Below are 10,054 nucleotides of genomic sequence, written 5' to 3' on the forward strand. Positions count from 1 at the left end.
GAATTGGGGGTGGATGCGGGGGGATTTGCTTGATCCCCCCAAATGGCGCTGAGCTCAGGGCTTGTTGACTTCGCGCAGCAGGTCGGCGACCGGGAGGTTCATGGTGTTTGAGTAGTAGGGTTTGTAGCCGTAAGCGGTGACGACGACTTTGCAGGGGATTTGTTGTTTGCCTGAGAGGAGTTGGTTCAGTTCGGCCGCTGACAGATTTCTGTCCGTACTTCTATCGCTAGAGGTTTCGATCAAAAACGCGCTGGTCAGATAGGAAAATCCCGTTTTGTTCGCCTGCCCCTTGTCCGAGGTAATCAAACCGAGGGCAGAAAACTGCATTGATTTATCAACCGCAAAGTCTTCGTCGTCTCCCAAGACACACTCAAGAGTACCCGACGCCATTCCTTTACGTTCGCCTCGGTCAAAAAGATCCAGAACATCCACGTCCGATTGATACCGAATGTCGTAGAGCGCTCGTTCTTTTGCAACAGACACAAAGCTCAAATTTGCCGGAGGTTTTACATGATCCTTTGCACACCCGGAGCAGATGACCATAAGTATGCAAAGAAGAAATTTATGCCTCACGAGAACTCCTCCGTGAATCGATTCAAGCAGCAAGTCGCTGGCCGATTTAGTGCCTACTTCTCTGGTAGAAAATCGCCCTGACCCCACGTATGTTCCCTTTTAGCAATGAGCTCAGAGCTTGTTCCCTTCGCGCAGCAGGTCTGCGACGGGGAGGTTCATGGTGTTTGAGTAGTAGGGTTTGTAGCCCCAGGCGGTAATGACGACTTTGCAGGGAACCTGGAGCTTTCCGGACAACAGGCCATTCAACTCCTGAATTGAAAGAAATTCCTGAGTTGAACCGTTATTTACGGTATGCCTTAAAGTTGCACTCGTCACGTAGTTGTATTTCCCGCCGGCTTTGTTGGTCTCATCTACATCAATCAGTCCGTACGCCGAATACCTGAATCGGTTAGTGATAGAGAAGTCCTGATCGTCACCCAGTGCACACTCCAACATTGTCGAAGCGGCGCCTTCCCTCATTCCTCTCCCAAACAGATCCAAAAGGTTTACATCAGAGGCGTAGTAAATTTCGTAATACAGGCTGCTGGGTTCTCTCTCTATCGTCAGAAAATTGAGATTTGCAGGCTGGACCGTATGGTTTTTAGCGCAGGCTGAACACAAGATGGTCAATAGAAGAAGCAATAAGGTTTTCTTACCGCTGCTGGTGCCATGCCCCGGCAACGGGCAAGCCGTCGGGTCGGTCACTCGGGCAGCGGGTTTTCCGCTCATGAAAAGCTCCTTGCAGTATCGCGTCATCATCCATGGGGCGCGCAGCATGAACAAAGTCCTTCCATTGATCAAACCCGATTGCAAAAAAACAGGCGCCTGAAAAGGCGCCTGTTTTTTATGGCCAGTAACCGATTGCGTTATCGCGATGGCGGCACCCGGATATCCCCCGCCCGGCACTGGGTTTTCACACCCTTGCCGCAGGCGCCGAATTGCAGGTCCTTGCCCATGCACACGCGCACTTCCGAGAGTTCCGGGCCGTTGCAGATCACGGCGATGCCGTCTGACGGGATGCCCGGATTGCTCCTGCGGAACAGGTCGGCAATTTCCTGCGCTTCGAAGTAATAAGAGCTACTGAACGGTTGCAGCTCTTGCGGGATGTTCACCGCCGCTACGGCCTTGTCCGCTTCCTCCAGATAGCCCATCGCGCCGAGGCCGCTGCAGGTGCCGTGTTTGCTCCATTCGTGGTCAAGGAGTTTTTTGGTCGGGAACAGCGTCAGGCCTTTGGCCGTTTCGGCGGCCGACAGGTTAGTCAGCGGCGGGCAGGACTCCGGCCAGCCGCCCTTGGCGTATTGCGGCCAGAGGCCATGCAGGACAAAACCGTAACCCTTGCCGGTGCATTGCGGGTCGTCCTTGTGGGTCAGGCAAAAGGTCGGCGACCAGGACAACGTCAGCAGGTAGTAATCGAATACCCCCGCCACCGATTCCGCCTTGCTGGCAGACGACTGGCGCGCCGAACTCAGGCTGACGCTACCGACCGTCAGCGCAATCAGCGCCATAATTGTAAAAAGCTTTTTCATGTTCCCGTTCCTTGGGACGCGTGCGTCCGTGGTTTCTGTGGTCTGACCGTCACGTGGTCAGGGGCTGATTGAGTCACGCTTGTGTTGCAGGCGCATGACGCAGGGCAAAACCTGCATTACTTTGAAAGGACTACGATGTTGTTGAACTCAACACAGGGAACCGACATGAGTAAAGCAGACGAACTCGCCGCGAAACTCAAACAAACCCGGCACACCCATGCTGACGAAATCACCTGCGCCGAACTGGAAATCGATTGCTGGCCGGCTCAGGTCTACGCCTTGTATCACCGCATCGAGGGCTGGTTGCAACCGGTGACCGAGGTAGGCCTGAAGATTCGGCGCAATCCTACCCATGTTTGCGAAAGTTCGCCGGATGGCGAGACCCACGACTACGCCATCGACCAGTTGATCATCGAAGCCAACCACCACAGCCTGACATTCGACCCCATCGCCCGCTTCACCGAAGACGGCGCAGGGCGCGTGCAAATCGTCCTGCCGGGGCGCGAAGCATCGCTGCTGCGCACGGTCGATGAGCACGGTGAAAGCCATTGGTGGTTGCAGACGCTCGAAACCGGGCAACAGCTGGATGCGATTGCGTTGACGGAAAACAACCTGCTGCTGGTAGTCCAGGAAGGACTCGGTTTGTAGGCCGAACCTGACACAACTGTAATCCGCCCCTCAGCCAGCTGAAAGCTGCCGCTGGTTAGCCTCCCCGTCATTGGTCAAACGGGGACTTCAAGCGCATGCCTTCCACCACCTCAAGACGCACCTTCGTCAAAGGCCTCGCCGCCGGCAGTCTGCTCGGCGGCCTTGGCCTGTGGCGCACGCCGGTCTGGGCCTTGAACAGCCCCGGCCAGATAAATGAACTGAGCGGCACCGACTTCGAGCTGTTCATCGGCGAAACCCCGGTCAACTTCACCGGCCAGCCGCGCACCGCGATGACCATCAACGGCAGCCTACCCGGCCCGCTGCTGCGCTGGCGCGAAGGCGACACCGTGACGCTGCGGGTGCGCAACCGGCTCAAGGACAGCACGTCGATCCACTGGCACGGCATTCTGCTGCCGGCCAACATGGACGGCGTGCCGGGCCTGAGTTTCAAGGGCATCGAGCCGGGTGGCGTGTATGTCTACCAGTTCAAGGTTCGCCAGCACGGCACCTACTGGTATCACAGCCATTCCGGCTTGCAGGAGCAGGCCGGGGTCTACGGGCCGTTGGTGATCGACGCCCGGGAACCGGAGCCCTTCCAGTACGACCGCGACTACGTGGTGATGCTCAGCGACTGGACCGACGAAGACCCGGCCAGCCTGATGAAGACCCTGAAAAAACAGTCCGACTACTACAACTTCCACAAGCGCACCGTCGGCGATTTCATCCACGATGTCGGCGAAAAAGGCTGGGGCGCCACCGTTGCCGATCGCACGATGTGGGCGCAGATGAAGATGAACCCCACCGACATCGCCGACGTCAGCGGCGCCACGTACACCTTCCTGATGAACGGCCACGCCCCGGATGACAACTGGACCGGCCTGTTCCGCCCCGGCGAAAAATTGCGTCTGCGGCTGATCAACGGCTCGGCCATGAGCTACTTCGACGTGCGCATCCCCGGATTGAAAATGACCGTGGTCGCCGCCGATGGCTTGCACGTCAAACCGGTCAGCGTCGACGAGTTGCGCATCGCCGTGGCGGAAACCTACGACGTGATCGTCGAGCCCGCCGCCGACGCCTACACCCTGTTCGCCCAGGCCATGGACCGCACCGGTTACGCCCGTGGCACCCTCGCCGCCCGCGCCGGTTTGTCGGCCCCGGTGCCGGCGCTGGACCCGCGACCGCTGGTGACCATGGACGACATGGGTATGGGCGGCATGGATCATGGTTCGATGGACATGAGCGGCATGGACCACGCCAGCATGAACATGGGCCCGATGCAGGCGCACCCCGACAGCGAAAAGGACAACCCGCTGGTGGACATGCAAGCCATGACCACCGCCGCGAAACTCGACGACCCCGGCCTCGGCCTGCGCAACAACGGGCGTCGCGTCCTGACCTACGCCGACCTGCGCAGCACCTTCGAAGACCCGGATGGCCGCGATCCGAGCCGCACCATCGAACTGCACCTGACCGGCCACATGGAGAAATTCGCCTGGTCGTTCAACGGCATCAAGTTCTCCGACGCCGAGCCGCTGCGCTTGAAGTACGGCGAGCGTATCCGCCTGGTGCTGGTCAACGACACGATGATGACCCACCCCATTCACCTGCACGGCATGTGGAGCGATCTGGAAGACGAAAACGGCGACTTCCAGGTGCGCAAACACACCATCGACATGCCGCCCGGCACCCGCCGCACTTACCGCGTGACCGCCGACGCGCTCGGCCGTTGGGCTTATCACTGCCATCTCCTGTACCACATGGAAATGGGCATGTTCCGCGAAGTGCGGGTGGAAGAATGAGGACGCCGACCATGACTCGATTTGCCGCGTTTTCGTTGTCACTCCTGTCGATGGCCCAGGCCTTCGCCGCCAGCGACATGCAGGGCATGGATCACAGCCGGATGGCTGATATGCAAGGCATGGATCACAGTCAAATGACCGACATGCAAAGCATGGACGACGGCATGATGCAGCCCGCCGCGCCGACCGAAAGCCGCACGCCGATCCCGGCATTGACCGACGCCGACCGCGCCGCTATGTTCACCAGCCACGCCGGACACCAAGTCCACGACAGCGCCATCAACACGTACTTCCTCGCCGACAAACTTGAATGGCAGGACGCCGACGACGCCAGCACCCTGGCCTGGGATTTGTCCGGCTGGATCGGCGGCGACATCGATCGGCTGTGGCTGCGCTCCGAGGGCGAACGCAGCAACGGCAAGACCGAAGATGCGGAAATCCAGGCGCTGTGGGGCCACGCGATTTCGCCGTGGTGGGACGTGGTCAGCGGCGTGCGCCAGGACTTCAAACCCGGCGCTCCGCAAACCTGGGCCGCGTTCGGCCTGCAGGGCATGGCGCTGTACAACTTCGAAGCCGAAGCCACGGCGTTCCTGGGCGAAAACGGTCAGAGCGCGCTGCGGCTGGAGGGCGACTACGACATCCTGCTGACCAATCGCCTGATCCTGCAGCCGACCGCCGAACTCAACGTCTACGGCAAAAACGACCCGCAACGCGGGATCGGCTCGGGCCTCGCCAACACCGAAGCCGGGCTGCGGCTGCGCTATGAAATCCGCCGCGAATTTGCACCCTACATCGGCGTGACCTGGAACCGTACCTACGGCCGCACCGCCGATTACGCACGGGAAGAAGGCGAGGATCGCAGCGAAGCGCGACTCGTCCTCGGCGTGCGGCTGTGGTTCTGAATCCCATCAAAAAACAACACCGAGGTCTTGCATGCGCACATTGAAAATCTCCCTCGTCCTCGCCAGCGGCTTGCTCCTGAGCACCCTGGCCCAGGCCCATCCGAAACTGCTGTCGTCGACCCCGGCCGAAGGTGCCGACGGCGCGGCGCCCGGCAAGATCGAACTGCGCTTTTCGGAGGATCTGCTGACCCAGTTCTCCGGCGCCAAACTGGTGATGACCGAAATGCCCGGCATGGCCCACTCGCCGATGCCGATGAAGGCCAAAGTCAGCGCAGGCAGCGACCCGAAAACCATGCTCGTCACCCCGCTCTCGCCTCTGCCGGCCGGCACTTACAAGGTCGAATGGCGCGCGGTGTCGTCGGACACGCACCCGATCACCGGCAACGTCACGTTCAAAGTGAAGTGAGCGATGGCTGAACTGATCAACATCCTCCTGCGTCTGGCGTTGTATGTGGATTTGCTGTTGTTGTTCGGGCTGGCGTTGTTCGGGCTGTACAGCGTTGACGCGGTGCTGCGGTTTCGGCCGATGCTGCGCGGGATGGCGTTGATCGGGGCATTGCTATCAGTGGCGGGACTGGTGCTGATGACCCGCGCCATGAGTGGCGAAACGGAATTCGCGGCGCTGTGGCCGCACCTGCAAATGATGGTGCTGGAAACCGACGTCGGGCTGGCGTGGACGCTGCGGATGATTGCGCTGATCGCCGTGGTGATCTGGCCGGGATTGTGGCTGGCGTCGATGGCCGGCGCCGTCGCCCTCGCCTCCCTGGCCTGGAGCGGACACGGCGCGATGGATAACGCGTGGCATCTGCTCAGCGACATCCTGCACCTGCTCGCGGCGAGTGCCTGGCTGGGCGCCATGCTCGCGTTGATCTTGATGGCGCGGCTCGACGCACTGTGCAGCGAAGCGCGCATTCGCTCGCTGGCGGATTCCGTCAAACGCTTCGAAGGCGTCGGCGCGGCGATTGTGCTCATCCTCTCGGTGACCGGCGTGGTGAATTACCTGTTCATCGTCGGCCCGACACTGGGCGAAGTCCTGCTCGGCACCTACGGCATTCTGCTGGCGATCAAGGTTGCGTTGTTCGGGGGCATGCTGGTGCTGGCCGCGTTGAACCGCTTCCACCTCGGGCCGTTGCTCGAACAATCGTTGCGCGCCGGGCAGCATCAAGTGGCGGCAAACGCCTTGCGCCGCAGCGTGGCATTGGAGCTGGTGATTGCGCTGTTGATCGTGGGACTGGTGGCGTGGCTGGGCACGTTGAGCCCGGAACCGGGGTGACACCCGGCAAACCCATTCACTACACTGGCCCGCACCTCCACTGCACAAGCCCGATCTCCATGACAATTCCAAAAAGCACGATGATCTTCTGCGGCCTGCTGGCCATGGCCGGCGCCGCCCAGGCACAAGAACCGGCCTCGCACCTCGACACCATTCAGCAACAGGGCCAGTTGCGCGTCTGCACCACCGGCGACTACAAGCCCTACACCTTCAAACGCCCGGACGGCGGATTCGAAGGCATCGACATCGCCATGGCGCAAACCCTGGCCGACAGCCTTGGCGTCAAGGTCGAATGGGTACAGACCACCTGGAAAACCCTGATGCCGGACATGCAGGCCGGCAAATGCGACATCGGCGTCGGCGGCATTTCGGTGACCCTCGAACGCCAGAAAAAAGCCTTCTTCAGCAACACCCTCGACGTCGACGGCAAGATCCCGCTGGTGCGCTGCGCCGACCAGTCCAAGTACCAGACCGTCGAGCAGATCAACCAACCGAACGTGCGTCTGGTCGAACCCGCCGGTGGCACCAACGAAGCCTTCGTCCACGCCTTCCTGCCCAAGGCGCAACTGGCGTTGCACGACAACGTGACCATCTTCGAGCAACTGCTCGACAACAAGGCCGACGTGATGATCACCGACGCCTCCGAAGCCCTCTACCAACAAAAACTCAAACCCGGCCTGTGCGCCGTCAACCCGAGCCAGTTCATGCAATACGGCGAAAAAGCCTACCTGCTGCCGCGCGACGACATCAGCTGGAAACTCTACGTCGACCAGTGGCTGCACCTGAGCAAAGTCACCGGCAAATACCAGAAAGTCCTGAGCGAATGGATCGCCGTACCCGCGGCCCAGTAACCCTCAATCGTCATGCATCAGGCCGGAGCTGTACTGGTTGAAACTGTTACCGATATTGCTCCCGCCGAACTTCAACGTATTCACGTTACGCGCCTCCGGCGACTGACAGTCGCTGGAGAAACAACTGGTGGTCGTCAGGCCACCGGAGCCGGAACAGGCGCTTAAAACCGAGACGGTTGCGACGATCAACAGCGCTTTGAGTGGGTTGTTCATGGTTTGAGGCGCTCGGGTGGGGTCGGGATCTTGTGGATGGATCGTAGGCCTGTGCGGGTGGCGGGAAGATGAAACTTGCGGAGGTTTCAGCGTGGGTTCAGGTTGAACCCACGCCTGACGATCAACCCTGCACCGCAGAGGGTTGCCCGAACCTACTTCGGCTCGACGTTATCCAACGCCTGATTCACCGCCAACGACCCCAACATCACCAACTGCGCAATGCCGATGGCGGTTTTGCGGTGGGCGGGCTCCAGGGTGGCGGCGAAATTGTTGAGCATTTCGGAGGCTGATCCCAGGGATTCGCTGGCGTTGGCGAGCAGGGATTCGGTGTCGTAGGCCGGGTTGGCGAAGTACATCGGGTCATGTTGGGTGTGGCTGCCCATGATCCGTTGCTGTGGGGTGAGATAGTGATCGAGGGCGCGCTCGGCGGCTTCGTTCAGGGTTCGTGAATCGGGGAATTTGTAGGGGGAAACCGGATCGGTTTCTGGTGGGTTGGGTGTTGGTTTGAACATGGAGTAACTCCCGACGGATAAGAGGTTAGGAGCCGCCACCTTCGCTACCAAACTAGGGTGGAGGCCATACGCAGGTTGGTAGACCGGCCGTCAGGAACCCCGGCGCATCCGAAGATGCCCTGCGCATGACCACCATAAAACGAAGGCACTGAAAGCCTCCGCAAGACAGTAGTCTTGTGCTTCTGACGGAATCCGGGCTACCAAACCCGATCACTGGTTTTCAGTGACCCAGGAACGATAGAACCCCCGTGCTAGAGGCACAAGCCGGCGGATTCTGTCTTAGGTGTAGGGGGTGGCGCAAGGTGGTGTAGGGCTTGGATGACGAAAGAATGAATCATTTAAACGGATGAGTTTTGAGGTTTAAAACAGTCCCGTTTTTTTGCTTGAAAGACGCCGTCTCTACCGCGGCGTCTCAGTCTGACCTGTGATGGATTGGAACAACTGATCCAAAGCCTCCCGTAAACAAAAGCTCTGATAACTCTTTGATTTCCTTTGTACCAGTTTCGTACCACTCCCTCTCCTAAGTGCATTTCTTGCGCCTGTCCTTAGGCAAATTTTAAGCAACCGATTTCCGTTCCAATCAGAGGGACTGTTGTTTACGGACTTGTCGGCAACGTGACTACATCCTGATCACACCATATCGATCAAATTTTATGGTCAAATGCAACTGAACCAATTTGCCATCACTAGCGCGAGGGACTGCTATTTGAACGACACACTCGTTGTAATTGACTCAATCGAGGACCTGAGAGCTCGTCCCGCCTACGAGGCTTCACTGGCATTTCACCCGCATGCTTCCCGCCGGTTTGGGTCTGTGATAGCGCCCTATCGCTTCTTAGAGAAGTCTATTTGCGGCATCGCCCATTGCCATCAACCACACATGGCGGGCTACCTGATCAGTACGAGTGACGGAAAGGAAACAGGTATCGGCGGAAACTGCGGCAAGACCCATTTCGGGGTTTCGTTCACCAGGGAACGCAAGCGCGTTGACCAAGCGATCGCGAGAAGACAGCGAATCAATGCAATCAGCTCGATGTTGGAAACGATGTCGGAAATGCTCGTTGAGATCGAAGCAATCGACATCGCCTTCAAGAACCTTTCGTCACTCAAAACACGACTGATGGGCACAGTTGGTACCGAGGTTTTTCAAAAACTTCGGCAACGCGCCGATCGAGATGAGGCCGTTATTGAGAAAGAAGTCGCAATGACCAAGGCAGAAAAGGAGGCTCATTTTGAAACGTCGAATCGCTACGAGGGTGATGGGCTTGGTTGGCCGACTAAACCCGTCTACGTGACCACTCTCGACGGCCTATCCTTCTTCAAAGCTCGAATTAAAGACATGGTCGTCACGAACCTTATTCAGCCCATGCGCGAGCTGAGCAAGGTCAAACCCGAGGAACTGGAATCGTTAAAGCCTCGCCAGCTGCAACGGGAGGCAAAGTGGGTCGGCGAGGTGCCGAAACACCTTGAACGCGCTCGCGAAGTCATTCATGCAGGCAATCGTTTTTTCACACCAGAAAACTTAGCCAAGATGACCAATTTGGGGGCGTCATCAGGGCCGCTGATGATGATGATCGATGATCTGAAAGCTAGATAACCCTGAGTCGCCTTCCTGCCATTCCTCCACCCTCGTTATTGGCTTCCCAAGCTGATAACGAGCGAAAAATGGGGACAGATTTATTTACCACCTAGAAACCCAAAAAATAAATCTGAGAATCATCTGGCCGGCCTCCCCACCTCACGGAGGTGGCGCAAAATTCAAGGTGCGAACTTAGTCT

General features: G+C 58.7%; 12 protein-coding genes. 7 read left to right on the top strand and 5 right to left on the bottom strand.

Annotated features, from left to right (window positions below; translation table 11 throughout):
• Positions 1-54: 54 nt before the first annotated feature.
• The 3 genes from C1X29_RS27810 to C1X29_RS27820 all read right to left on the bottom strand — a co-directional run bounded on the left by C1X29_RS27810 (position 55) and on the right by C1X29_RS27820 (position 2,078).
• Positions 55-573 (bottom strand): hypothetical protein, encoded by a 519-nt coding sequence (locus C1X29_RS27810; protein ID WP_102718916.1) that lies wholly within the window; start codon positions 571-573, stop codon positions 55-57.
• A gap of 111 nt (positions 574-684) precedes the next feature.
• Complete coding sequence (locus tag C1X29_RS27815; RefSeq protein ID WP_256584406.1) at positions 685-1,281, bottom strand: hypothetical protein; 597 nt, start codon at positions 1,279-1,281, stop codon at positions 685-687.
• Positions 1,282-1,418: 137 nt separating this feature from the next.
• Complete coding sequence (locus tag C1X29_RS27820; RefSeq protein WP_102718917.1) at positions 1,419-2,078, bottom strand: ribonuclease T2; 660 nt, start codon at positions 2,076-2,078, stop codon at positions 1,419-1,421.
• Between the two features lie 165 nt (positions 2,079-2,243).
• On the opposite strand from C1X29_RS27820, the gene C1X29_RS27825 reads away from it, so the two are divergent.
• From C1X29_RS27825 to C1X29_RS27850, 6 genes are all read left to right on the top strand, one after another.
• On the top strand, positions 2,244-2,726 hold the full coding sequence (locus C1X29_RS27825) for a hypothetical protein (protein WP_041475362.1): 483 nt from the start codon (positions 2,244-2,246) through the stop codon (positions 2,724-2,726).
• 95 nt (positions 2,727-2,821) lie between these two features.
• Entirely contained in the window at positions 2,822-4,525 is a 1,704-nt protein-coding gene (locus tag C1X29_RS27830; RefSeq protein ID WP_102718918.1) for a copper resistance system multicopper oxidase, read from the top strand.
• Between the two features lie 11 nt (positions 4,526-4,536).
• Entirely contained in the window at positions 4,537-5,427 is an 891-nt protein-coding gene (locus tag C1X29_RS27835) for a copper resistance protein B (protein WP_102718919.1), read from the top strand.
• Between the two features lie 31 nt (positions 5,428-5,458).
• Positions 5,459-5,833, top strand: a complete 375-nt coding sequence (copC, locus tag C1X29_RS27840; protein WP_064380958.1) for a copper homeostasis periplasmic binding protein CopC — start codon at positions 5,459-5,461, stop codon at positions 5,831-5,833.
• Positions 5,834-5,836: 3 nt separating this feature from the next.
• Positions 5,837-6,700 (top strand): copper homeostasis membrane protein CopD, encoded by an 864-nt coding sequence (gene copD / locus C1X29_RS27845; protein ID WP_102718920.1) that lies wholly within the window; start codon positions 5,837-5,839, stop codon positions 6,698-6,700.
• 59 nt (positions 6,701-6,759) lie between these two features.
• Entirely contained in the window at positions 6,760-7,551 is a 792-nt protein-coding gene (locus C1X29_RS27850) for a transporter substrate-binding domain-containing protein (RefSeq protein WP_173940217.1), read from the top strand.
• A gap of 3 nt (positions 7,552-7,554) precedes the next feature.
• On the opposite strand, the gene C1X29_RS27855 is transcribed toward C1X29_RS27850, so the two are convergent.
• Positions 7,555-7,764 carry a hypothetical protein gene (locus tag C1X29_RS27855; protein WP_064380963.1) on the bottom strand — a complete coding sequence of 70 codons (210 nt, stop codon included), beginning with the start codon at positions 7,762-7,764 and terminating at the stop codon, positions 7,555-7,557.
• Positions 7,765-7,916: 152 nt separating this feature from the next.
• Entirely contained in the window at positions 7,917-8,276 is a 360-nt protein-coding gene (locus C1X29_RS27860; protein ID WP_007955862.1) for a DUF6124 family protein, read from the bottom strand.
• A 706-nt stretch (positions 8,277-8,982) separates the two neighbouring features.
• On the opposite strand from C1X29_RS27860, the gene C1X29_RS27865 reads away from it, so the two are divergent.
• Entirely contained in the window at positions 8,983-9,873 is an 891-nt protein-coding gene (locus C1X29_RS27865) for a hypothetical protein (RefSeq protein WP_102718923.1), read from the top strand.
• Positions 9,874-10,054: the final 181 nt, after the last annotated feature.

The sequence above is a fragment of the Pseudomonas sp. GW456-12-10-14-LB2 genome (assembly GCF_002884345.1).
Lineage (GTDB): Bacteria > Pseudomonadota > Gammaproteobacteria > Pseudomonadales > Pseudomonadaceae > Aquipseudomonas > Aquipseudomonas paraglycinae.

Bases quoted from the DNA above. Each gene is read 5' to 3' on its own strand.
- C1X29_RS27815 (WP_256584406.1), bottom strand. From the start codon at position 1,281: ATGAGCGGAAAACCCGCTGCCCGAGTGACCGACCCGACGGCTTGCCCG.
- C1X29_RS27820 (WP_102718917.1), bottom strand. From the start codon at position 2,078: ATGAAAAAGCTTTTTACAATTATGGCGCTGATTGCGCTGACGGTCGGT.
- C1X29_RS27825 (WP_041475362.1), top strand. From the start codon at position 2,244: ATGAGTAAAGCAGACGAACTCGCCGCGAAACTCAAACAAACCCGGCAC.
- C1X29_RS27830 (WP_102718918.1), top strand. From the start codon at position 2,822: ATGCCTTCCACCACCTCAAGACGCACCTTCGTCAAAGGCCTCGCCGCC.
- C1X29_RS27835 (WP_102718919.1), top strand. From the start codon at position 4,537: ATGACTCGATTTGCCGCGTTTTCGTTGTCACTCCTGTCGATGGCCCAG.
- copC (WP_064380958.1), top strand. From the start codon at position 5,459: ATGCGCACATTGAAAATCTCCCTCGTCCTCGCCAGCGGCTTGCTCCTG.
- copD (WP_102718920.1), top strand. From the start codon at position 5,837: ATGGCTGAACTGATCAACATCCTCCTGCGTCTGGCGTTGTATGTGGAT.
- C1X29_RS27850 (WP_173940217.1), top strand. From the start codon at position 6,760: ATGACAATTCCAAAAAGCACGATGATCTTCTGCGGCCTGCTGGCCATG.
- C1X29_RS27855 (WP_064380963.1), bottom strand. From the start codon at position 7,764: ATGAACAACCCACTCAAAGCGCTGTTGATCGTCGCAACCGTCTCGGTT.
- C1X29_RS27860 (WP_007955862.1), bottom strand. From the start codon at position 8,276: ATGTTCAAACCAACACCCAACCCACCAGAAACCGATCCGGTTTCCCCC.